Raw genomic sequence first — 21,689 nt, 5'->3', positions numbered from 1 at the left:
CTGATAAACAAAAAGAAATCCAGCAATTGATGCAGGATGACAACTTTACAAGCATTGCACAGGTGCAGGGAATTCTTCAGCAACCAATGGATGTGGAGTTAAACCGTAAAAAAATTGAGGATTATAAAAAGGAACTTCATGCCCGGGAAACCAGTCTGAATAATCTACTGGAGGAGATGGGTGATCAAAAGTTTGATGCTGAGCACTACAAAGCACTGGAAAAAAAGGTAAAAGAGCAACAGCGGCACATCAGTGAGATGGAATCCGAGCGGGGCGCTTTGCAAAGCAATTTGAAGGTATTGAACGAAAAGCTAACCCAAAAGGAAAAATTGCAAAAAGAGCTTGATGCTCAGAGCAAAAGAAAAGCCAATTTTGAAGTGTTGCACAAAATGTTGTATGGCGATAAATTTGTACGCTACGTCAGCCAGATTTATCTCGAACAACTTTGCGCCATTGCCAACGAACGTTTTCGCAAACTTACGCACAACCAACTGGAGTTGGATATTGATGATAAGTACAACTTTATCGTTCGTGATTTTTTGCACAATGGGCACACACGCTTATTGAAAACCCTCAGTGGCGGACAAACCTTCCAGGCTGCATTGTCGCTGGCAATGGCTCTGAGCGAACAAATTCAGCAATACCACAAAGTAAAACAACAGTTTTTCTTTATGGACGAAGGTTTCGGCTCGCTCGACCGTGAATCGCTCTCATTGGTTTTCGATACATTGAAACAACTCAGGAAAGAACAGCGCATTGTGGGTATCATTTCGCACGTGGAAGAGTTACAAACCGAAATAGACCGGTTTTTAATGGTTGAGAATGATCCGGAGGAGGGGAGTAGTGTCGTTTTTAATGGATGATTGGGTTAAGTTGATTGGTAATTAGGTTTATTTATAAGCTAATCATGTTTGCCAATTCACTTAATATACTTAATCAACTCCTTAACTCACTCAACCCAATCACCCAATCCATTAAACAAAAAGGTTAATAAGGATGCGCTATTGCAACCAACCAAATTTTAATGTAATACTGGCTGCGGGTTTTGATAAGTCTTTGGCTTTATAGACAGGTATATCAAAATCACTAAAAAACGGCCATGCAACACCTGCAGCTATACCAAAAACTTTATGGAACCGATATTCATATTCCAAAATAGGTTTTACATAACTAATGTCGTCATAATATGAAATAGCTTCATTTTTAAGCAGGTACATTCTTCCAAAACCCATTTGGGCAGAAAGATTAAGGTAGTGCTTACTTTTTAATCTTTGGCTGTATCCCAACCAAAAACCACCTGAACCCATTTCAAAATAGTGGTCTTTATAGGTCCTTTCATCCGGGTTGTGTTCAATTACAGTTCCTTCTCCAAAACCACCAAAGAAAAAGCGGCTATTAATGTACATTCCGCCACCGCCACCAATAGTGAGTCCGGTTTCATTACCAATTTGTGTGATGCTAATTATAGGGGCTCCAAATCCGCCGGTTGGTTTTATTTTAATTTGAGCGTTAGCTATCTGTGTTGATAGAGCCAATATCATAATAAGGGTTATTTTTTTCATTACTTTATGTTTTAATTTAGTTTATATCTTAAACCATATTGATAAAAAATTTTACTTTAAATATTCCTGAATACGTTTCACGTACTCATCAAAAGCAATTAGGCCTTTTTTTGTGATTGCTGCTTTTGTTAAAGGGTAATTGTTTTTAAAGCTTTTTGTAATTGAAATGTATTCAGCTTGTTCCAATTTTTTTAGTTGCGCACTTAAGTTGCCTGCCGTGGCTTTAGTTTCGGTTTTAAGATCGTTAAATTCCATTTTGGCGTTTTTAACTAGCAGGGAAATAACGGCTAACCGCAACTGTGAATGCAATATGGGATCCAGGTCTTTATACATTTTGCTTTTGAAATTTAGCTTTTAGAACATATCCGGGAATTAAATCAGCAAATGTTATTGCCAATATACTGTAAAGTCCCCAATATTCAAAGGGTGTAAGCAGGCTCACAAACCCCAGTGCATTACAAAGAATACCCCCAACAATCATAATGGGGAACCGCAACATGGCACCGGATATAATTGTCCCTATTCCAATAAACGATAGGATAAATAATAGTAGCATTTCTCCTGCAGTTTGTGGTAAAATAAATGACACAATGAAAATATTTAACCCAATGGCAGACCAGGTGTAAGCCATTAATTTACCTGACAAAGGCATTTGTACCTGATTTTTTGAGCGGCTGTAATAAATTCCGGTATAAACTCCACCTACCAGCATCAGGAACCATGCATAATAGTGATGCTGATAATCAATGTACATCAACAAGTATTGGAGCGTAGCAGCGGCAATAACCATCCATCCCCAAAACCGGTAAATAAATCCATTCTCTCCAAACCTGATTTTCTCTGTTTCAACCATTTCTTTGATAATCGAAAGGCTCTCTTCTGGTTTTAAATTTTCTTTTTCCATAGTTTTAAGTTTTAAATTCGATTCAAATATAAAGTAGTTTAAATTATAAACCAAATTTTTATCAGATTATTAAAATTATTGGAATAAAATTTTATAGGATTTTTTTATTTAGATTGATTATAAAATGCCAAATACAGTTGAAAGTAATGTTCAAATTACTATTTTTGCCTCCAGGTCATGAAATCTCATTATTTCATTAGTTGATAGTTATGAAAAACAGAAGCCCCTTAGTAATTACAGCCCTGCTTTCTATTTTTTTATTTGCAGCATGTCAGGAAGAGGAGAAGGATCAGCCAAATCGATGGCCCAATTGTGATATAATATTACCCGAAGAACATAGCGAAATTGAGCAGGGAGAAACTATATTGATTGCCACAGACGCCACTGATGAAGATGGGAATTTAAAACATGTAAAGTTTTTTATCAATGATAATGAAGTAGCTACTGTAGAAAATTTTCCATACAATTACAATTGGAATACTACAGCGTATACTCCTGATTATTACCAGCTAAAAGCTATTGCAACTGATGTAAAAGATGAGATTGGTATTGGCTCTATTGTGGTTTCCGTGGTGGAGCCAACTCTACCTGACTCCCTGCCGGTGGCAAATTTTGAAGCTGATTTGACAGATGTTAAAATTGGTGCAGAGGTGCACTTTACCGATTCTCTATCAAAACATGCAACAGCCTGGTTCTGGGATTTTGGGGATGGACATACAAGTACAGAACAATCTCCCTCACACATTTATGATGCCGTTGGAGCCTATCATGTCAAATTAAAAGTGGAAAATCCCACGGGAATGGATTCGCTCATTAAAGAAAACTATATAAATGTTGATAGCATAATTGAATATGGTGATGGTGTAACAGATATTGATGGAAATCAGTATAGCACCGTAATTATTGGTCAACAGGAATGGATGGCAGAAAACCTTAAGGTCGGTACATATAAAGACGGAACCGCAATAACATATAATGAAGGACAATGGGATGTTGGCCAGGCTTATTATTGCTGGTATGAAAACGACTCTGCCCAATATGCACCAAATTACGGAGCTTTATATAGTCAAAGTGCAGTTGCAAGTGGTAATTTATGTCCGGATGGTTGGCACATACCAACTAACTCAGAATGGTTGGATTTAACAGGCTATCTTGCTAATCAGGGATTTGAAAATCGGCAGGCATTGGCTTTAAAATCCAATACGGGTTGGTTAGATGATGGAAATGGAACTGATGGTTTTGGCTTTAGTGCTTTACCTGCTGGTGTTAGAATGGGAGACAATAGTTTTTATGGTATAGAAACAGAAGGAAGGTGGTATGGAGGTAGCAGAGCGTTAATTATGAATAGTGAGTATGAGTTTGTTACGTTAAATTATTATGACAATTATGTTTCAGGATTTAGTGTAAGATGTATAAAAGATTAATTGCTATGAGATCAGTTTTAATGTTTCTGAAGATCGATTATGTAAAAATAGCTGCTGTTGTTTTAGGTACAGTAATTATTTTTTTTGGTTGTAAAGAAGAAGAAGAGACACAATCACCTGAATGTACTATCATTGAACCGGATTTTCATGCAGATTATATACAAACGGATGTGGTAAATATAACAGTTGAAGCATCCGACAATGATAACGATTTAGAAGAGATCAGACTTTATATTAATGGTATCGGTGTGGCAAGAAGTGTAGAGGATGTTTTGCAATATGAGTATCATCCTGAAGAGACTACAGGTAATATAAAAATACTTGCGGAGGCCTGGGATAAAGAAAACCAGTTTGCCGAGGATGAGATTTTAATTAATGTGGGAAGTGCAGCACCGATCGCCGATTTTGAAGTGAGCCAGACGACTGTCGAACCAGGCGAGGTTATAGAGTTTACAGACAAATCTACTTTGTTACCTACCAAATGGCAATGGATTTTTCAGGATGGGACCACAAGCTGGGAACAAAACCCAACACATAGTTTTCCCACTGGCGGCGAATTTCCTGTAAAGCTAATTGCTTCCAATGAATATGGTTCGGATTCTACGCAAATAACGATTATTTGCAATGGTCCCGGTGTTACAGATATTGAAGGTAACCAATATGAGACAACCACCATTGGCGATCAGGTATGGTTTGCTGAGAACCTGAGAGTGACAACCTACAATGATGGACAGCCTATAAATTTTACAATTGGCGATCAGGACTGGTTAACCAATAGTGCAAATTATTGTTGGCCTGCTGACAATGTGGCTTATGCGGAAAGTTGGGGTGCATTATATAACTTTTATGTTGTGGAAACTGATAAAATTTGCCCCCATGGCTGGCATGTTCCCTCACACGATGAATTCATGCAAATGATAGATTATGTTTCTCAAAATGGACAAAATCCTGTTGCTATTGCTCTAAAAGCCAATTCTGGCTGGCCCTTAATTCATAACACTAATGGAAATGGTACAGATGAATTTGGTTTCAGCCTACTTCCAAATGGGTGGAGGTGGTGGCCTCATGGTGACTATGATGGTGGAATAGGAACATTATGGACCTCAACTGCCAACGATCAGTTTTCTGCACATTACATTGAAATTTGGTATAATAATGATTATACATTTCATATGGCCCATTTTCATGAATGGGGCTTTGGTATTCGGTGTATCAAAGATTAAACTTGTATCTTAAAAGCCCATTCTATCTTATCTTGCCCCAAAAATAGACATAGTTTATTTACTTTGGTAAATTACAAGAACGGTTTTTAGCAGAAATAGTTATGCTCACAAGAGTGTAAAATAAAGATCCAATATTTTCGTTACTTCACTGTATTTAAAACCTGTAATAAAACAACCCCTTAACCCATGATCAGGCTTTTTGTATTACCCGTATTCGCATGTTTTATTTTTAGCACTAATCTTTCGGCTCAAATCCAGGATTCGGTGCAAATGCTGATGGGCGTGGTGCTCGATTCTGCTACCAACAAACCATTGGCCTATGCTAATATTTATTCAGTAAGCAAAAAGAAAGGTGTAATCAGCAATGAAGACGGTCGATATTCCATCGATATCAGTGAATTGAACAACACAGACACACTTCGCTTTCAATATATTGGTTATAAAACACGTAACTTATCACTCAGGCAGTTGAGTCAGAATTCCAAAGTGCTTTTAACAGAAAAAATCGTGGATTTAAACGAAATGGTGGTTTTTGGCTCAGCTCCAGATGCCCGGTCGATTGTGGAGAAAGTACTCGAGCACAAGGAGGAGAATTATAAAAAAACTACCAGCCGCAGGCAGACATTTGTGCGCCAAAAATATATTAACAGGGTCGAAGACCTTAGTTTTGAGTATAAAAAAAACAACATTGAAGGACTAAATCCAGCTTTATTTAAAAGAGTAGCGAATAATTACCCCAAACTCACAACATCTTTTAGCGATTATTTAATCGATATCTATACCGACAAAACGCTTGAAGACTCTGTAAAAATTGATCCAATAAGATTTGTGGTGTTGAAGGAGAAAGATATAGCAGAGATTGATAAATTTTTGGAATTATTCGAAAAGGAGTTTGCTAAAACAAATACTGAGGAATACTGGCGTGTAAAAACAGGAATTCTCAGTGAGGAATTGAATCTTGGAGATACCGCACAGTCTGCGAAAGATAGTAGTGATGCCGGAAAACATAAGGTGAAATATACGAACCGGCGTGTCAGGCATCAGTTAAAATATCCTACACTTGATAGTGACGATTCATGGGAGTTTCTGCATAAGCTACGCAAATACGTTTATAAGATGATAGGCGGTACCCAGGTAAACGGAGAAGATGTATACGTAATAGACTTCGAGCCTGACAACAGCGGTTTATACAGCGGCAGATTGTATATTTCAACCCAAACATATGCCCTAATAAGGGCCGATTATCAATATGCACCCGGAAAAGATGGCCTTGATTTTAGCTTGTTTGGTGTAAGCTATGCTGAAAAGGCCTTCAGTGGTTCTGTACTTTTTGAAAAACATGAAGATAACTATGAATTAAAATATTATTCGCTCAAAAAAACGAACTCTTTGAGTTTTGACCGTAATGTGAAGTTGTTGAAAAAACGCGAACGTTTTCTTTTCGACAAAAAGCAAAAAGAGTTGAAGGTAGGATTAGAATTTGACTTTCAGCAAGAGTCTTCAGTTGAATTTTTGATCATAAACAGACAGAAAATAGCCCAATCTGACTTTAAGCAATTCAACCAACCGGAATATTATCAGCCCATTTATGTCGATCAGTTCGACGATCAACTGTGGAAAGGCTACTCCATTATTGAACCCACAAAGCAAATGAAGGAATACAGGAAACGGAAGAATTGAAGTAAATGTGTAAGATTGAGTATTTGTAATATTTGTTCTCTTCGATTCCCTCAAAGCTAGCCCAAAGCCCCACTCAGACAACTGGGGTAGTATTAAATGAAGGTAAAGCCGATTTATCTGTAATTCCAAATGCCATTGAGTTGCTTGTGGGAAGGTAGTGTGAATCGAAATGGCCGTTGAGTGGCTCGTACGGGTAATGTTCTCTTCGATTCGCTCAAATCCATCGCAAAGACCCACTCAGAGAACAGGGGTAGCATTAAATGAAGGTAAAGCCGATTGTAATTCCAAAGGCCATTGAGTCGCTTGTGGGAAGGTAGTGGGAATCGAAATGGCCGTTCTCTCCGGCTCCCGCACAACCAGTCTTAAGATCAACTCAGAGAACTGGGAAGTATTCGCAAATTATGGAGAATAGTCTTGAAACATTACATATTAACAATTGCAAGGGTTTTCTCATATTCTCAAAAAGGGTAGTATAAAAAATACATTGCTTTATATTAAAACAATTTAATAAATAATAAAAAATTATTCCATTAAACGAATAAATAACTCTTAAATTATTTGTTCTTATACAGTTAAGTTTTTAACTTGGTTAAACTATAATTTATCACAAAATATTTAAACTATGAGAAAACTAAGTTTTTACCCCCTAATCCTATTGATGCCCGGTTTATTTTTCATCACCGGTTGTGATGATGAGGAAAGTGAGGTTGGAGTACCAACAGTTGAGACTACCACAACGGAAGGTAGTTCGGAAATAACTTACACCACCGTTGAGATTAGCGGAAACGTTACGGCAAATGGTGGAAATACAATAGATGCCAGAGGTGTCTGCTGGAGCGAATCACCTACACCTACCATTAATGATTCAAAAACAGAGGAAGCAACCAACACTTTCACAAGTCTGATTGAAAATTTATCGCCTAATACCTCTTACTACTTTAGAGTTTATGCCACCAATCAATCAGGAACTGGTTATAGCAATCAGCTGCAGCTTTCTACCTCCACGCTGGATAGCACCATGTGGGATTTTTTAATAGAATATGATGCAAACACATCATGGCACGCTGATGTAAACTTTTACCCGGATGGAACAACCATGTACGACGAACCCAGTAACCCTGGTCAATATACCACATATGGAACCTGGACATTGAATGGAGATACATTGCATTATGATATGGACGCGAGTGATACGACCAATGCATATTATCAGTTTACAGGAACTTTTTCTGGCAACACCATGAGTGGGACATTTACATATGGAGATGAACCAGATAAAACCTGGAGTGCTGTTAAATATTAAATTAATTCTGGCTAAAGGATTTTATTTTTGCCAGCAATAGTATACACGCAGCGTGTAAAAAAATGCAAATGTACAGCGGAATAGAGATACTTAATACGTTCTCTTCGATTCCCTCAATTCCAGTGCCAAGCCGCACTCAGAGAACTGGGGTAGTATTAAATGAAGGTAAAGCCGGTTTATCTGTAATTCCGAAGGCCATTGAGTAGCATGCGGGAAGGGCCAGTGGGAATCGAAATGGCCGTTGAGTGGCAAGTGGAAATGTTCGTTCTCTTCGATTCCCGCAAAGTCAACCCAAAGCCCAACTCAGAGAACTGGGGTAGCATCAATAAATTAACGGAGAAATTTTTTGAACCCGCAGGCCATTGAGTGGCTCGTGCGAAGGACAGCGGGAATCGAAATGGCCAGAATCTTATGAATCGAAATGGCCCCGAAAGCTATTTCATGCTTTTTTCTATCTTTTCCAGTAACATCTCAGCTTCGTACTCTATAACCTTTGCATACATGTTGCTTTTTACCTGCATGACCTGTTTGAGGCTTTCATTGGCCTTAGAGGTTTTTCCCATATCAAGGTAGATTTTCCCACGTTCCAACATTGCTTTTTTGTGGTAGTAATGACCATTGTTGGGTAATTTCAAAAGCTGGTTGTATTCATCTAAAGCTTTTTTGTTTTGTTTTAGAAGCTGGTGGGCTCGGGCTTTTCTGTAATGATATTCGTTTAAACGGTATTGGGTGAGGTTTTTTGTGTCTATTGAATTGAGAACTTGCAATGCGTCGCGGAATCTGCCCCCATCAAAGCAAATGCGCGCCTCCAACAAACCAGGGTGATATTGATCACGGTATTCTTTCAATGCCTGGCGATCGGCAAAAGTATAGGTTGTACCTCTGTTTTCAATGGCCCGGTCTAAATTTGAAAATGGCTGTCCTTTAAGCACCGCAATCCATTTTTTTCGGAGCAACGTCGATTTAATGTACCGCCCTTTTTGCTGCAAAAATAAGTATTTGTTAAAGTACCATTCAGATGTTTCGTAGTGCCCCAGGTCTAAATGGATTAAACCTCTGTAATAGAATTGTGCTGCAGGGTAGTTCCCTGTGCTGTCTATTTTTTTTAAATGCTGCCCTGCCAACTTTGGAGATTGTTTTTTTAGGTAGTATGCTGCTGCCAGTAAATGACCTATGGCCGGAGTATTTTGATTGGTTTGCAGGGTTTCTTCTTCTTTAAGCGTTTGTTTTACTATTTCTAAAGTAGAGACTAATTCCGGATATCTTACGTTTGTGCAAGGTTGGGTTTTTGTGTAGGACAGGGTGTCAATTCCGGCCATATTTAATAAAAACCAGTAACGGGATGGAATATCTTTATATGCGGTGTTGAATATTTTGACAAGGGCAACTATCTCAGGTTCAATGCATTTCTGTTTTTTTATGTGTTGTTTTAGTGAGGAATAGGCTTTTAGGCTTGCGTAAAGGCTTGCAACATACTCTTCTTCAAGAGCATTAAGCATGCTTTTAGCAGTATAAGCAAAAAGTTTATCGTATTTGGATATGTTATGTTGCTTCAGTATTTTCTCAATCCGTTTTGATGCGCTGCTGATTTTTTCAGGTGTGCCTTTCAGAAAGGCTTCAATGGTTGCCGATATCAGGGTAGGGGTAGCTATTGCCGGATTTGTTTCTGTACTTTCAATGTCAGTGGCTAGCGTGGCGCTCCGGGTGAAGTTGCCATTCAGCGCATTGTGGTAAATTTCTTTTTTTATACGCTGCCCGTAGCTTATTGCAGGGATGAGAAAGAGTAAAAAGAACAGACCAAAACAACAAAGAGAAAAACCCGTGGGCTTCTCTCTTTGCATGTAAATTTTGCTGATATTTTTATTTTTTGTTTCCACAGTTTACTTCGTCAGTCATACCCGGGTCGACTAAAATACGCCCGCAATACTCACAAACGATAAGCTTTTTACGGTTCTGAATATCAACCTGACGCTGTGGTGGAATACGGTTGAAACATCCACTACATGCATCACGTTCTACCGAGGCAACTGCAATGCGGTTTTGTGTATTATTTTTAATACGCTGGTAAGCATTTAAAAGGCGCTCTTCAACTTTTTTAGAGATTTCTCCTGCACGTTTTTCAAGTTTTTTCTCTTCTTTGGCAGTTTCATCAATAATTTTATCCAGCTCTCCTTTCTTAGCGTCTAAATCTTTCATGCGGTCTTCATAAGCCGCTTTCGATTTATCGATGCTCTCTTTTTTCTGTTCTATTGCACCGGTATACTCTTTGATGCGCTTTTCAGCCAATTCGATCTCCAGGGTCTGGAACTCAATCTCTTTCGAAATAGATTCATATTCCCTGTTATTCCGGACATTCATTTGTTGCTCATTGTATTTCTTAATGAGTTCTTCCGAATTGGTGATCTCGGTCTTCTTGTGGCTTACCTCTTTGTTAAGGTTGTTTATATCCTCTTCAAGTTTTTTAATGCGTGTGTCAAGACCGGCTAGTTCGTCTTCAAGATCCTGAACTTCGAGCGGTAATTCGCCACGTAAAGTATGAATCTTGAAAATTTCATTATCCACACACTGCAGCTCGTAAAGCGCTTTGAGCTTATCTTCCACCTTCATATCTGTCGTGGTTGCTTTCGAAGCTTTTTTTGCCATACCTAATATAAATTGATTGGATTCGTATTCACTTTTGATAAATAGAGTGCAAATTTAGGGAATTTTTCGGTAATATGTTGATAAAATATATCTTTTACAAATTTTTCTGTATCATAATGTCCTGCATCTATTACCAGTAAATGTTCTGCAGCATCCTGAAATTCATGATATTTAAAGTCTGCTGAGATATATGCATCAGCTTTTTGGGTAGCTGCAGCCCGTGCCAAAGAGCTGCCACTTCCACTGCAAAGGGCTACCTTACTAATTTTTTTAGCCGTTCCACTGAATCTTAAATGATCAGCACCTAATTGTGCTTTTACAAGTTTTAAAAACTCTTCTTGCGACATTGAATTTTCTAATACGCCAATTCTTCCTAACCCGGCTGCTTCAAAGTTGTTTGCAAGCGGATATACATCGAAAGCAACTTCTTCATATGGGTGTGCTGCTTTCATATTATTAATGCTTTGTTGAAGCAAATGTTTCGGAACAATTGTCTCCACACGGGTTTCGGCTTCAAAGTGTAACTTTCCTTTTTCACCCACAAACGGGTCTGTATTTTTACCTGCCCTGAAACTACCTTTGCCTTCCAGATTGTAGCTGCAACTGTCATATTCACCTATGGTTCCGGCTCCGGCATCAAAAATAGCCTGCCGTACATCATTGGCCTGGGCTTCTGGTACAAATATTACCAGCTTGTACAGGTAGTCTTTAATTGGCGAAAGTACCTCACAGTTTTTTAAATTAAGTAATTCACAAAGTTTATCGTTTGTTCCACCCCGGGCACTGTCCATATTTGTATGGGCGCTGTAAATTGCAATGTCATGGGCAAGTGCCTTACGAATAATTTTTTCTACAGGACTTTTGTGATGGATCTTTTTAAGTGGCTTAAAAATTACAGGATGGTGCGCTATGATCAGATCTGCATTAACTTTAATAGCTTCATCCATAACTTCCGGAGTGATGTCAAGGGTGAGTAAGGCTTTGCTAATCTCATTGTTGTCGCGGCTTACAAGCAAGCCTGAATTGTCGTATGATTCCTGGAATTGAGGTGGATAAAGCGTATTAAGAAATCCAATCAGTTCGTTTATTTGCATAGATCTCAATCTTTTTCGTTAATTTGTAGAGTGTTTTGGTCGCCCAAACATACAATTGTCAAATATTCTAACAAATTTGGTGTTTTTAATGTTGGGTTCCAATATTTTTTTAATTAAACATCGCTTTATTTAAATACCATGAGACAAATATTAATAGCCATAATTTTACTTATCATAACTACTACATCATTTGGACAGCAGCCAGACCGTTGTACCAGGATTTTATTTGTGCTCGATGCTTCACGAAGTATGACTGGTAATTGGGAAAGTGCCAGGAAAATTGATGTGGCACGACGACTATTGTCAAGGATGGTCGATAGCCTGGATAAAAAAGATAACGTAGAAATGGCATTGCGGGTTTATGGTCATCAAAGTTATGTGCCGCCCCAGGATTGCGAAGATACCAGGCTGGAAGTGCCTTTTGCAGAAAAAAATGCAGGCAGGATTCAGATGAAACTGAAAATGCTTGAGCCTAAAGGCACAACCCCAATAGCTTATTCGCTTCAGCAGGCCGCCAAAGATTTTCCAAACGATGATTGCCGCAATGTAATTATTTTAATTACAGACGGAATTGAAGCATGTGAAGGTGATCCATGTGCTGTTTCTAGAGATTTGCAAAAACGGGGTATCATTTTAAAACCATTTGTTGTTGGTATAGGACTGGATCCAGATTTTAAAGAAACCTTTAATTGTGTGGGTAAATATTATGATGCTTCCAATGAGGACAGGTTCGAAGATGTAATGGGTGTGGTAATTTCCCAGGCCCTTAATAATACTACTGTTCAGGTTAATTTACTTGATGCCTATGGTAATGCTACCGAAACCAATGTAGGCATGACATTTTATGATATGTTCAGTAAAATGCCACGGTACAATTATTTTCATACCATCAACTTAAAAGGTGTGCCAGATACCATAATTTTAGATCCATTATCAGATTATCGCATGGTTGTGCATACATTGCCTCCTATTTCAAAAGATTCAATTTCCATTTCCCCCGGTACGCATAATATTATTGGAATCGATGCCCCGCGAGGAACATTATTATTGAAAAGACCAAAAGGTGCTCAATATCGCGATTTGCAATTCCTGGTAGAAGATTTAAAAGGCGAATTGGTACATGTACAAACTGTAGAACGAAAAGAGCGGTATATCACCGGATATTACAATATAGAGGTACTAACTCTGCCACGATTAAAGATTGATAGTGTAGAAATTTCGCAGAGCCATACTACCAAAATACAAATTCCGGAACCGGGCATAGCTAATTTCTCAGCCTATCAGAATGGGTATTGCGCTGTGTACGTGATTCAAAATGATAAAGTGAAGTGGGTGGCTAATTTGCCTGAGGATGAGTCGTTTAGTTCGCTGGTGCTACTCCCCGGAAAATATATGGCCATTTACAGGCCAATCTCTGCACACAATGTCCTGGAGGCAATTAAAAAGGAGTTTGAAATAAAATCGGGTGCATCTGTCAGGGTTACTTTTTATTGATTATTTTTGCACGAAAATTACTTACAACATGATTGAAATAAACAATACCGGAAACAAAGATACCCGATCGGGATTTGGTGCAGGATTAGTAGAGGCTGCACGTGAAAATGAAAATGTGGTAGGTCTGTGTGCTGACCTGACAGGAAGCTTGAAAATGGGTGATTTTGCTGAAGAATTTCCTGAAAGGTTTTTCCAGTCAGGAATTGCAGAAGCCAATATGATGGGCGTTGCTGCAGGCTTAACCATTGGTGGAAAAGTACCTTTCGCTGCTACATTTGCAAATTTTGCTACTGGAAGAGTCTATGATCAGGTGAGACAATCCATTGCTTACTCGCAAAAAAATGTAAAAATTGCAGCTTCTCATGCTGGTATTACGCTGGGCGAAGATGGTGCTACACACCAGATTATGGAGGATTTGGGCATGATGAAAATGTTGCCAAATATGACTGTAATTAATCCGGCTGATTATAACCAAACCAAAGCTGCCACAAAAGCAGTTGCTAAAATGGAAGGTCCGGTTTATTTGCGTTTTGGTCGACCAAAAGTTGCCAACTTTACACCAGAAAATCAGGAGTTTGTGATTGGCAAAGCCGTGAATATGCACGAAGGATCAGATGTGACGATTTTTGCCACCGGACATATGTTGCTAAAAGCAGCTGAAGCCGTCAACTTGCTCGAAAAAGAGCAAATATCAGTTGAGCTGATTAATATTCATACAATTAAACCTTTGGATGTAGATGCAGTCATAGCATCAGTAAGCAAAACCAAAGCCGCTGTAACCTGCGAAGAACATCTAATGAATGGTGGATTGGGCGAAAGTATTGCCCAGGTTTTAGGGCGCAATGTTCCTGCACCATTGGAGATGGTAGCTGTAGATGATACATTCGGAGAGAGCGGTAAACCCGAGGAGTTGATGAAAAAATACGGTTTAACTACAGAAAATTTAGTCGAGGCTGTAAAACGTGCTGTTAGCCGTAAATAAAATTCCCGGGGACTTGTGATGCAAAGTCCATGGAAAAAAAATCTGACGAACAACTAATAAAATTGATCAGGCGTAAAACCCGCAAAAGTGAGCTTGCTTTTGCGGGGTTGCTTGATCGTTATAACGAACGGCTGTACTGGCATGTACGTAAAATTTTAATAACCCATGAAGATACCAATGATGTTGTGCAGAATACGTGGGTTAAGGTTTATCAAAATTTGCACGCCTTTCGCCATGACAGTAAGTTTTACACCTGGTTATACCGGATTGCTACGAATGAGGCTCTCTCATTTTTGCAAAAACAGAAACGTACAGAAGCCGATAATCTCGATGAACACCTTTTCAACCTGAGTCAATCGCTCGAAAGTGATGAATGGTTTGATGGAGATGAAATTCAGACAAAACTTCAAAAAGCAATACTAAAGCTGCCCGAGAAACAGCGGCTGGTTTTCAATATGAAATATTTTGATGAGATGAAATACCAGGATATTGCAGATATCCTGGAAACCTCTGTAGGTGCCCTGAAGGCTTCTTACCATCATGCCGTAAAAAAAATCGAAGAAACTATAAAAGCAGAAATAATTGAGCATTAAACCTTTTAATGGTTAATGAGTCATAAATATAAGTAATAATAGAGATGACTAATAAAAAAGTACATAAAACAGAACTTAAAGCGCAACCTTTTCGGGTGCCGAACCAGTACTTTGACGAATTGAAGAATGATATACTGGAAAAAACTGTTTCAAAGAAACCAAAGGTAATTGCTTTAAACAAGGTATGGTTTCGAGCGGCTGCCGCAGTTGTTTTATTAATTTCCGTAGGTGGAGGTTGGTTGTATATGTATCAGCAGCAAACATCTGAAACCGAACTTTTAGCTGCAGGAGTAGAAGCTGAACTATACAGTTACGATATGCAAATGTTAAAGTATTATTCTGAAGAGGGTCAGGAAAGTGAGCTTACGAATGAAGATGATGCCTACCTGATTCAAACAGGGTATGCCAATGAAGAAGTTTTGTACGGAAATGATTAGTTTTACAGGACATTAAATAACGATAGACCATGAAAATATTACAAATATTAGTAATTTTTGCTTTAGCAGGTTTGTTTAACGCGTGCGACAATGAAGAACCTACGCAAGAAAATCATGATTTCAGGCCGGGCAGATTTTATAAGAGCGAAAAGATTGGTTTTTTTACTGAAGAGATGAATCTTACCGAAAAAGAAGCTCAAAAATTCTGGCCGGTGTATAATGCATATTCACAACAGCGTGATAGCTTATGGCGGGCGCAAAGAAGTTTTTTGATCAAATATGTCGAAGGCGAGTTAGATACAAATAATGGAGAGGCAGCTTTAAAACGGTTTTTGAATTTTGACGACCAGCGAAAAGATATACAGGAGCGCTATATAAATAAGCTTAGAACCTTCATGAGTGATGAGGAAATACTTCAGATGTTTTATACCGAACACCAGTTTAAACACTTTATGCTCAATCGTATTCGCGGCCGGCATGGTCTCGATAGAGGTCGGGGGCGTGGTATGCGTCAGGGGCATTCAAAAGGTGGAAATGGGAGAGAGGAAATAACGCCCATGCCACCATCACAATCTGGTGGCCCCCAATGCTGCAATTAGAACACCATTTAAAGTCATCATTGTTGTTTTGCTGTGAACGGTTGATTTTCTTTATTCTATAGGGTGTTTTATAGAATTTTTCTATTTTTGCACTACCCGTTAGATGAACAACATATGAGAAAAATTGCTGTCCGGCATCCGGATGGACGTAATTTGCGTCGCATCCAGGATGAGAATTGGAAATTTATTCCCGGTACAGTTGAGAAGTACATGATCAGTGATTATGGACGTGTAAAAAGTTTTTCAACAAACCCTGAAGGTAAAATACTCAAGCAGAGTAGCACCAAAGGGTTTAAATCTGTTTGTGTAAGAATAAACGGAAAAAGAAAAACTGTTTTGGTACATAAGCTTACCGCTATGGCTTTTGTGCCCAAAGGTCCGCATGATGACATGGTTGTGCACCTTGATTGGAACAAAGGGAATAATTATTACAGAAATTTGCAGTGGGTAAACCGTAAAAACGGTTACGATAGAATTTTGAGTCGCTTGCACCAGCGAAATCGTGAGATTCCCAGGAAACGTAAAGTGACCAATTCTAAACTTGGTAAACAAGATATCGTATTACTTAAATCGATGCTTGAGCGCGGGGTTAAGCAAAAAGTTATTGCACAGCTTTTTTGCATTAGCGAAATGCAGGTTACCCGCATAAAAAAAGGAGAGAATTGGGGTCAAATAAAAGCAGGTGTAAGCAATAATTAATTGTTGAGTTGCTTTTGCCTCTGAACAAGAAACAGTCCTGCTATTACAATGGCAATACCAGCTGTTTTTTGGAATGAGATATCTTCTGCAAATTTAAAATAAGCCGCTATGGCGGTTACTACCGGTACCAGGTTGTTGTAAGCAGCAGCTCTGGTTGCCCCTATTTTGCCTATTGCATAAGTAAAAAGTAAAAATGCTGCAGCACTACCAAACACTGCAAGCGCTACAAGTGGAAAAATCCAGCTAAAAGAAAAATCGATTTTCATAAGTGTAGGCACCCCATTTTTTATGAAAAATGGCAGGAAGTATATCAACCCAAAAATATTCTGATAGATATTAATCGTAAAAACATTGTGCTTACCTGCCAGCTTCCTCAATAAAATCATATAAATGATTGCAGTTATTACAGCCATAAATAGAATGATTACACCCCAATAACCACCTTGAAAATCAAGACGGCGCTCCAGTACAATAAGGGTAACTCCTGAAAAGGAAATTATTATTCCTGCAATATTTAAAAGTGTTAGTTGCTCTTTAAAGGCTAAAAATGCGCCTACTGGCACCAGCAACGGAATTGTTGAGATAATTACACTTGATAGGGTGGAGGTGGTAAGTTTGACTCCATATGTTTCGAAAATGAAATACAAAAAGGGTTGAAAGAAACCCAAAAGGGCCAGTGCACCCATATCCTTTAATCTAACTTTTTCTCGCATCCTTAGTGCAATCATCAACGGAATCATTAGCGAAAGCGCTATAACCAGTCGCATAAAAATAATAGACATGGGATCGAAAAACTCCAGTACCTGGGTTGTCCAGGTGAATGAATAACCCCAGAACAGTGCAGTGAGGAAGGCTGCGATTTGAGCCTTAGTGTTTTGTGTTTTTTTCATTTACTCATATTGTCAATTTGGCATTGTATAACAGGGTAGGTGTGTCAAATTGGCTTGTTTTTCCGCTTGGTACACACCTTGCAAATAAAAACACAAAGAAACAAAAATAATTTATTAAGAAAGGAGATAATTATGATACCTACTGTTTTCACAACCAGACGTCCCGGTTATAAGGGATTTAGTAACGCTTTAAATAACCCCGTTGCTTCTAATGCTTTTGGTTATAATAAGCTTCCAGATGTTAATATTGCTGATTATAAGGATAGGTTAGAAATGCAAATTTATGTTCCGGGTATTGACAAATCAGATATCAATATTCAGCTGGAAGATGATGTATTAACCATCAGCTATGAAAAACAAGAGACAAAGAATGATGAAGGGCCTGCGTATTTAAAGCAAGAATTTGTTCAGGATTCTTTTAAAAGGGCATTTAATTTATCAGATGAAATTGAGCAGGATAAAGTTCAAGCCCACCAGGAAAACGGCATCCTTTACATAACACTTCCCAAGAAAGAGGAAGCTATGGATAAAGGTCCAAGGGCAATTGATGTGAAATAAAACATGCTCATAGCAGGTTGTAGATTAAATTGATCTATCACCATAACACTAAAGGAGTTGATGACACCATCAGCTCCTTTTTTTAGGGAACTCAACTACTTCAAGGTCTTCAATAGTGTTTGTAATGCGAAAGCGCACAAGTGTACAAACCTGATGAAACCCCTGAAGCCCTGCTGCCCCCGGATTAATGTGTAAAAGTTTAAATTTTTGATCGGGTTTGACCTTAAGAATATGCGAATGCCCACTGATAAATAAATTAGGTTTGTTATCGTAGAGTATTTGCCTGATGCCTGCTGCGTAGTTACCCGGGTATCCGCCAATATGGGTCATTAAAATTTTGTAATTACCAATGTTATAGTTAAGTATTTCAGGGAGTTGTCGCCTTAAATTGGCATCATCAATATTTCCAAAAACAGCACGTACGGGTGCTAATTCTTCCAGTTTTTGAAGCACCTGTAGAGATCCAATATCACCGGCATGCCATATTTCATCTACATCTTTAAGGTGTTTTTGAACTGCAGGATGTAAAAAACCATGAGTATCGGAAAGTAAACCAATGTGCATTTTAAGAAATTTTAAGCTAAAGTATTTTTTTTCAACAGAAACACGCATTTTTGTAGTGAAAATTTTTCGTATAGTTAAAATTTATTAGGATATTTGCAGCACTATTTTGCGAACCCTGTAAACACAGGTTTTTTCAAATTATGTTGAACTAAAGAAGGAGGATTTAACAATCGCGCAAAAAAGAAGAAAAAAGAGGCCCAGTCATAGAAATGACGAGCCACGTTTCAGAATCAACGAAGGGATTAGAGCCCAACAAGTAAGAGTTGTTGGTGATAATGTAGACAACCCCGGCATTTACCCGCTAAGTGAAGCGATTAAAATGTCGGAAGGGCATGCGCTCGATTTGGTTGAGATATCGCCAAAAGCTGACCCACCTGTATGTAAAATTGTGGATTACAATAAGTTTCTTTATGAACAGAAAAAGAAACAAAAGGAGATGAAAGCCAAATCTACTAAAGTTGTAATCAAAGAGATCAGGTTTGGTCCCAATACAGATGAGCATGATTATAATTTCAAAAAGAATCATGCCATGAAATTTCTTCAGGATGGTGCTAAACTGAAAGCATACGTGTTTTTTAAAGGACGTACCATTTTGTTTAAAGACAAAGGTGAGATTTTGTTGTTACGTCTGGCCCAGGATTTGGAAGAATACGGTAAGGTTGAAAAACTTCCGAAACTAGAAGGCAAACGTATGACAATGTTTATTGCACCCAAAAAGTAATTGAAAGCTATTTTTGAAGTAGAATATAAATTGTAGAAGGATGCCTAAGATGAAAACTAAATCCAGCGCTAAAAAACGCTTTGCGATTACAGCGACTGGTAAAATTAAGAGAAAGCATGCTTACAAAAGTCACATCCTGACAAAAAAGGAGAAGAAACGTAAGCGTAATCTTGGTTACTATACCATAGTAGACAAGAGTAATTTGAAAAATGTAAAAGAGTGTTTAGCGCTCAAGTAATTATTAACCTTGAATGACGCAGCCTTAAAGATTCTGAAAAAGAACGCTGTTAATTCGTAAAATTTGATGTTATGCCAAGATCAGTAAATTCTGTTGCATCAAGAGCAAGAAGAAAAAAAGTATTAAAACAAACCAAAGGTTACTTTGGTGCAAGAAAAAATGTGTGGTCCGTAGCTAAAAATGCGCATGAAAAAGCATTAAGTTACCAGTACCGCGACCGTAGAACTAAAAAACGTAATTTCCGTGCACTGTGGATCCAGCGTATCAATGCTGCAGTTAGGAATTACGGAATGTCTTACTCAGAATTCATGGGTAAAATTCACAAGCACAATATCCAGATAAACCGTAAAACATTAGCCGACCTTGCAATGAACCATCCACAAGCTTTTGAAGCTATTGTAAAAACGGTTAAAAAATAAAATAACCACAATAGGTTAATTTAAAAGAGGTAGTTTACTGCCTCTTTTTTTTTGCATAAAAAAGCGACTGATTGAAATAACCAGTCGCTTTATCATGAAATGAATTACTATTAATGTTGCGGATTGAATTTGAAAATTTCTTCTGAATTTAAAAGAATGTCTATATACTGAGCTCTGCGATATGCGTATGGATCTTTAATGTTCTTTTTAGACATCTTACCTTTGAAATCATCAATAGATTTGTATCCCTTTTTATCCATCCATGCTGTTAATTCGTCCAGCATTTTTGGAATCGCGTCGAACCCATTTTTATAAAGAGTTGATACTACCTGAACAGCATCTGAACCTGCTAAGAGAACTTTAATTAAGTCTTCTCCGGTATGAATACCATTGCTGGCTATAATTTGTGCATCAATATTATCATAAGCCAGGGCAGCAAAACGCAATGAAAGTTTCTTGTCGTCGCTTTGGCTAAAATTATCGGGATACTCGTTTTGCTCGGTTTCTATATTAATCTCGGGCTGGAAAAGGCGGTTAAACATTATAATTCCATCTGCTCCAGCTTCATCAAGTTTTTTAATGAAGTTTAGCGTATTTGTATAATAAGGACTGATCTTAACAGAAACCGGGATGTCGATCTCTTTTTTGAGTTGTTCCAATATTTCAATCTGTTCATCTTCAACTGCTGATGCTACTCGATCCATTTCTGAGGGAATATAATAAAAGTTCAACTCCAGGGCTGCTACTCCTGTTTCTGCTATTTTTTTAGCATATTCCACCCACATGGTTTTCTTGACCGCATTTACACTTGCTATAACAGGGATACTTACTGCATCAACCACTTCTTGCAATTCATATAGATACTCATCGGGGCCGGCATGGTCAATACTTGGAAAGAGATTAACCATTTCAGCATGCCGCTCATCATACTCGTCTAACTCTTGTGAGAGTTTAAGCGCATCAAGTTCCAATTCTTCTTCAAAAAGTGATTTATATACAATAGCAGCAGCTCCTGCTTCTTCTAGCTTTTTCGCATTTGCTGGTTTTGTGGTTAGGTTGCTGGCTCCTACAATTAAAGGGTTTTTCAGATCCAGTCCCATGTAATTAGTTTTGAGTTTTGGCATAACAGTAACTTTTTAGTTGTTCTATTTATGAAACCATTTGATTGGCAATTTGTTTAACCCAGTTTTTTATTCGGCTGTTATTTTTTCGGGCCTGATTTTCGAAATCAAGCAGAAGCCCTACAAATTTGCCATCGTGCAAAGCTCTTGAGCTTTCAAATTCATAATCGTCGGCCTCTGTGTAGCCGATAACTTTGCCGCCTTGTTTTTCGACTATCTCAGCCATAATTCCTACGCCATCTCCAAAATTCTCCGGGTACCCTTTTTGGTCTCCATTGCCAAATATGGCAAAGGTTTTTCCCTTGAAATTCATGTCTTCAAGTGCAGGAACCAATTCATCCCAATAATTGGGAAGTTCTCCGTCAAACCAGGTGGGGACACCCATTATATAGTTGTCGTAAGCCATTAATTGCTCATCAGAAGCTTTTTCGACGTTAATTTCATCAATATCTCCTTCCCAAAGCTCTTTGATTTTTTGAGCGACCTGGGCAGTTTTGTGTGTATTGAAACTATAGAATAATCCTGTCTTTTTCATGTGTGA

At 38.2% G+C, this 21,689-nt stretch carries 25 protein-coding genes; 15 read left to right on the top strand and 10 right to left on the bottom strand.

What is annotated here, in order from left to right:
- Positions 1-863 (top strand): SbcC/MukB-like Walker B domain-containing protein (locus VJ937_RS09500; protein ID WP_324066661.1); only part of this gene is annotated, 863 nt, incomplete at its 5' end.
- Positions 864-1,001: 138 nt separating this feature from the next.
- On the opposite strand, the gene VJ937_RS09495 is transcribed toward VJ937_RS09500, so the two are convergent.
- From VJ937_RS09495 to VJ937_RS09485, 3 genes are read right to left on the bottom strand one after another with little or no spacing between them, the layout of a single operon-like run.
- A complete protein-coding gene (locus VJ937_RS09495; RefSeq protein ID WP_324066660.1) occupies positions 1,002-1,562 on the bottom strand; it encodes a hypothetical protein in 561 nt (186 codons plus the stop codon).
- Between the two features lie 51 nt (positions 1,563-1,613).
- Entirely contained in the window at positions 1,614-1,895 is a 282-nt protein-coding gene (locus VJ937_RS09490) for a transcriptional regulator (protein WP_324066659.1), read from the bottom strand.
- Complete coding sequence (locus VJ937_RS09485; RefSeq protein ID WP_324066658.1) at positions 1,888-2,466, bottom strand: hypothetical protein; 579 nt, start codon at positions 2,464-2,466, stop codon at positions 1,888-1,890. Before VJ937_RS09485 ends, VJ937_RS09490 begins: the two co-directional genes overlap by 8 nt.
- Positions 2,467-2,675: 209 nt before the next feature.
- Between VJ937_RS09485 and VJ937_RS09480 the strand changes: the two genes are divergently transcribed.
- The 4 genes from VJ937_RS09480 to VJ937_RS09465 all read left to right on the top strand — a co-directional run bounded on the left by VJ937_RS09480 (position 2,676) and on the right by VJ937_RS09465 (position 8,096).
- Positions 2,676-3,890: an FISUMP domain-containing protein gene (locus tag VJ937_RS09480; RefSeq protein WP_324066657.1), complete on the top strand. Its 1,215-nt coding sequence runs from the start codon at positions 2,676-2,678 to the stop codon at positions 3,888-3,890.
- 5 nt (positions 3,891-3,895) lie between these two features.
- Complete coding sequence (locus VJ937_RS09475) at positions 3,896-5,113, top strand: FISUMP domain-containing protein (RefSeq protein WP_324066656.1); 1,218 nt, start codon at positions 3,896-3,898, stop codon at positions 5,111-5,113.
- A 186-nt stretch (positions 5,114-5,299) separates the two neighbouring features.
- Positions 5,300-6,793, top strand: a complete 1,494-nt coding sequence (locus VJ937_RS09470) for a carboxypeptidase-like regulatory domain-containing protein (RefSeq protein ID WP_324066655.1) — start codon at positions 5,300-5,302, stop codon at positions 6,791-6,793.
- A 622-nt stretch (positions 6,794-7,415) separates the two neighbouring features.
- Positions 7,416-8,096, top strand: a complete 681-nt coding sequence (locus VJ937_RS09465) for a hypothetical protein (protein WP_324066654.1) — start codon at positions 7,416-7,418, stop codon at positions 8,094-8,096.
- 434 nt (positions 8,097-8,530) lie between these two features.
- On the opposite strand, the gene VJ937_RS09460 is transcribed toward VJ937_RS09465, so the two are convergent.
- Genes VJ937_RS09460 through VJ937_RS09450 form a run of 3 tightly spaced genes read right to left on the bottom strand, consistent with a single transcriptional unit; the run spans position 8,531 to position 11,833 of the window.
- Complete coding sequence (locus VJ937_RS09460; RefSeq protein ID WP_324066653.1) at positions 8,531-9,937, bottom strand: hypothetical protein; 1,407 nt, start codon at positions 9,935-9,937, stop codon at positions 8,531-8,533.
- Positions 9,938-9,956: 19 nt separating this feature from the next.
- The gene (locus VJ937_RS09455; protein ID WP_324066652.1) at positions 9,957-10,739 is read right to left on the bottom strand and encodes a zinc ribbon domain-containing protein; all 783 of its coding nucleotides are present in this window, start codon (positions 10,737-10,739) and stop codon (positions 9,957-9,959) included.
- Between the two features lie 2 nt (positions 10,740-10,741).
- A complete protein-coding gene (locus VJ937_RS09450) occupies positions 10,742-11,833 on the bottom strand; it encodes a Nif3-like dinuclear metal center hexameric protein (RefSeq protein WP_324066651.1) in 1,092 nt (363 codons plus the stop codon).
- A gap of 138 nt (positions 11,834-11,971) precedes the next feature.
- On the opposite strand from VJ937_RS09450, the gene VJ937_RS09445 reads away from it, so the two are divergent.
- The 6 genes from VJ937_RS09445 (at position 11,972) to VJ937_RS09420 (ending at position 16,637) form a co-directional block, all read left to right on the top strand.
- Positions 11,972-13,327, top strand: coding sequence for a vWA domain-containing protein (locus tag VJ937_RS09445; protein WP_324066650.1), 1,356 nt, complete (start codon positions 11,972-11,974; stop codon positions 13,325-13,327).
- A gap of 28 nt (positions 13,328-13,355) precedes the next feature.
- Entirely contained in the window at positions 13,356-14,309 is a 954-nt protein-coding gene (locus tag VJ937_RS09440) for a transketolase family protein (protein WP_324066649.1), read from the top strand.
- A gap of 29 nt (positions 14,310-14,338) precedes the next feature.
- Positions 14,339-14,902 carry an RNA polymerase sigma factor gene (locus VJ937_RS09435; protein WP_324066648.1) on the top strand — a complete coding sequence of 188 codons (564 nt, stop codon included), beginning with the start codon at positions 14,339-14,341 and terminating at the stop codon, positions 14,900-14,902.
- A 44-nt stretch (positions 14,903-14,946) separates the two neighbouring features.
- Positions 14,947-15,339, top strand: a complete 393-nt coding sequence (locus VJ937_RS09430) for a hypothetical protein (protein WP_324066647.1) — start codon at positions 14,947-14,949, stop codon at positions 15,337-15,339.
- A 29-nt stretch (positions 15,340-15,368) separates the two neighbouring features.
- A complete protein-coding gene (locus VJ937_RS09425) occupies positions 15,369-15,938 on the top strand; it encodes a hypothetical protein (protein ID WP_324066646.1) in 570 nt (189 codons plus the stop codon).
- A gap of 114 nt (positions 15,939-16,052) precedes the next feature.
- Positions 16,053-16,637: an NUMOD4 domain-containing protein gene (locus tag VJ937_RS09420; protein ID WP_324066645.1), complete on the top strand. Its 585-nt coding sequence runs from the start codon at positions 16,053-16,055 to the stop codon at positions 16,635-16,637.
- On the opposite strand, the gene VJ937_RS09415 is transcribed toward VJ937_RS09420, so the two are convergent.
- The gene (locus tag VJ937_RS09415; protein ID WP_324066644.1) at positions 16,634-17,527 is read right to left on the bottom strand and encodes a DMT family transporter; all 894 of its coding nucleotides are present in this window, start codon (positions 17,525-17,527) and stop codon (positions 16,634-16,636) included. The genes VJ937_RS09420 and VJ937_RS09415 overlap by 4 nt on opposite strands.
- A 132-nt stretch (positions 17,528-17,659) precedes the next feature.
- Between VJ937_RS09415 and VJ937_RS09410 the strand changes: the two genes are divergently transcribed.
- Entirely contained in the window at positions 17,660-18,085 is a 426-nt protein-coding gene (locus VJ937_RS09410) for an Hsp20/alpha crystallin family protein (protein WP_324066643.1), read from the top strand.
- Positions 18,086-18,154: 69 nt separating this feature from the next.
- On the opposite strand, the gene VJ937_RS09405 is transcribed toward VJ937_RS09410, so the two are convergent.
- Positions 18,155-18,649 carry a metallophosphoesterase family protein gene (locus VJ937_RS09405; protein WP_324066642.1) on the bottom strand — a complete coding sequence of 165 codons (495 nt, stop codon included), beginning with the start codon at positions 18,647-18,649 and terminating at the stop codon, positions 18,155-18,157.
- Between the two features lie 169 nt (positions 18,650-18,818).
- Here VJ937_RS09405 and infC point away from each other — a divergent pair, with 169 nt between their 5' ends.
- The 3 genes from infC to rplT all read left to right on the top strand — a co-directional run bounded on the left by infC (position 18,819) and on the right by rplT (position 20,027).
- Complete coding sequence (gene infC, locus VJ937_RS09400) at positions 18,819-19,370, top strand: translation initiation factor IF-3 (protein WP_324066662.1); 552 nt, start codon at positions 18,819-18,821, stop codon at positions 19,368-19,370.
- A gap of 40 nt (positions 19,371-19,410) precedes the next feature.
- Positions 19,411-19,608, top strand: a complete 198-nt coding sequence (rpmI, locus tag VJ937_RS09395) for a 50S ribosomal protein L35 (protein WP_057951757.1) — start codon at positions 19,411-19,413, stop codon at positions 19,606-19,608.
- Positions 19,609-19,679: 71 nt separating this feature from the next.
- Positions 19,680-20,027 (top strand): 50S ribosomal protein L20, encoded by a 348-nt coding sequence (gene rplT / locus VJ937_RS09390; RefSeq protein WP_324066641.1) that lies wholly within the window; start codon positions 19,680-19,682, stop codon positions 20,025-20,027.
- Positions 20,028-20,137: 110 nt separating this feature from the next.
- Here the strand turns inward: rplT and VJ937_RS09385 are convergent, their stop codons facing one another.
- A complete protein-coding gene (locus VJ937_RS09385; RefSeq protein ID WP_324066640.1) occupies positions 20,138-21,151 on the bottom strand; it encodes a dihydroorotate dehydrogenase-like protein in 1,014 nt (337 codons plus the stop codon).
- Between the two features lie 25 nt (positions 21,152-21,176).
- Positions 21,177-21,683 carry a flavodoxin gene (locus tag VJ937_RS09380; RefSeq protein WP_324066639.1) on the bottom strand — a complete coding sequence of 169 codons (507 nt, stop codon included), beginning with the start codon at positions 21,681-21,683 and terminating at the stop codon, positions 21,177-21,179.
- Positions 21,684-21,689: the final 6 nt, after the last annotated feature.

The organism is Salinivirga sp., assembly GCF_035268865.1.
Lineage (GTDB): Bacteria > Bacteroidota > Bacteroidia > Bacteroidales > Salinivirgaceae > Salinivirga.
This window is presented reverse-complemented; position numbering and strand designations above follow the sequence as displayed.

Excerpts from the sequence above, each read along its gene's own strand:
- VJ937_RS09495 (WP_324066660.1), bottom strand. The coding sequence starts at position 1,562 with ATGAAAAAAATAACCCTTATTATGATATTGGCTCTATCAACACAGATA.
- VJ937_RS09490 (WP_324066659.1), bottom strand. The coding sequence starts at position 1,895 with ATGTATAAAGACCTGGATCCCATATTGCATTCACAGTTGCGGTTAGCC.
- VJ937_RS09485 (WP_324066658.1), bottom strand. The coding sequence starts at position 2,466 with ATGGAAAAAGAAAATTTAAAACCAGAAGAGAGCCTTTCGATTATCAAA.
- VJ937_RS09480 (WP_324066657.1), top strand. The coding sequence starts at position 2,676 with ATGAAAAACAGAAGCCCCTTAGTAATTACAGCCCTGCTTTCTATTTTT.
- VJ937_RS09475 (WP_324066656.1), top strand. The coding sequence starts at position 3,896 with ATGAGATCAGTTTTAATGTTTCTGAAGATCGATTATGTAAAAATAGCT.
- VJ937_RS09470 (WP_324066655.1), top strand. The coding sequence starts at position 5,300 with ATGATCAGGCTTTTTGTATTACCCGTATTCGCATGTTTTATTTTTAGC.
- VJ937_RS09465 (WP_324066654.1), top strand. The coding sequence starts at position 7,416 with ATGAGAAAACTAAGTTTTTACCCCCTAATCCTATTGATGCCCGGTTTA.
- VJ937_RS09460 (WP_324066653.1), bottom strand. The coding sequence starts at position 9,937 with ATGCAAAGAGAGAAGCCCACGGGTTTTTCTCTTTGTTGTTTTGGTCTG.
- VJ937_RS09455 (WP_324066652.1), bottom strand. The coding sequence starts at position 10,739 with ATGGCAAAAAAAGCTTCGAAAGCAACCACGACAGATATGAAGGTGGAA.
- VJ937_RS09450 (WP_324066651.1), bottom strand. The coding sequence starts at position 11,833 with ATGCAAATAAACGAACTGATTGGATTTCTTAATACGCTTTATCCACCT.
- VJ937_RS09445 (WP_324066650.1), top strand. The coding sequence starts at position 11,972 with ATGAGACAAATATTAATAGCCATAATTTTACTTATCATAACTACTACA.
- VJ937_RS09440 (WP_324066649.1), top strand. The coding sequence starts at position 13,356 with ATGATTGAAATAAACAATACCGGAAACAAAGATACCCGATCGGGATTT.
- VJ937_RS09435 (WP_324066648.1), top strand. The coding sequence starts at position 14,339 with ATGGAAAAAAAATCTGACGAACAACTAATAAAATTGATCAGGCGTAAA.
- VJ937_RS09430 (WP_324066647.1), top strand. The coding sequence starts at position 14,947 with ATGACTAATAAAAAAGTACATAAAACAGAACTTAAAGCGCAACCTTTT.
- VJ937_RS09425 (WP_324066646.1), top strand. The coding sequence starts at position 15,369 with ATGAAAATATTACAAATATTAGTAATTTTTGCTTTAGCAGGTTTGTTT.
- VJ937_RS09420 (WP_324066645.1), top strand. The coding sequence starts at position 16,053 with ATGAGAAAAATTGCTGTCCGGCATCCGGATGGACGTAATTTGCGTCGC.
- VJ937_RS09415 (WP_324066644.1), bottom strand. The coding sequence starts at position 17,527 with ATGAAAAAAACACAAAACACTAAGGCTCAAATCGCAGCCTTCCTCACT.
- VJ937_RS09410 (WP_324066643.1), top strand. The coding sequence starts at position 17,660 with ATGATACCTACTGTTTTCACAACCAGACGTCCCGGTTATAAGGGATTT.
- VJ937_RS09405 (WP_324066642.1), bottom strand. The coding sequence starts at position 18,649 with ATGCACATTGGTTTACTTTCCGATACTCATGGTTTTTTACATCCTGCA.
- rpmI (WP_057951757.1), top strand. The coding sequence starts at position 19,411 with ATGCCTAAGATGAAAACTAAATCCAGCGCTAAAAAACGCTTTGCGATT.
- rplT (WP_324066641.1), top strand. The coding sequence starts at position 19,680 with ATGCCAAGATCAGTAAATTCTGTTGCATCAAGAGCAAGAAGAAAAAAA.
- VJ937_RS09385 (WP_324066640.1), bottom strand. The coding sequence starts at position 21,151 with ATGCCAAAACTCAAAACTAATTACATGGGACTGGATCTGAAAAACCCT.
- VJ937_RS09380 (WP_324066639.1), bottom strand. The coding sequence starts at position 21,683 with ATGAAAAAGACAGGATTATTCTATAGTTTCAATACACACAAAACTGCC.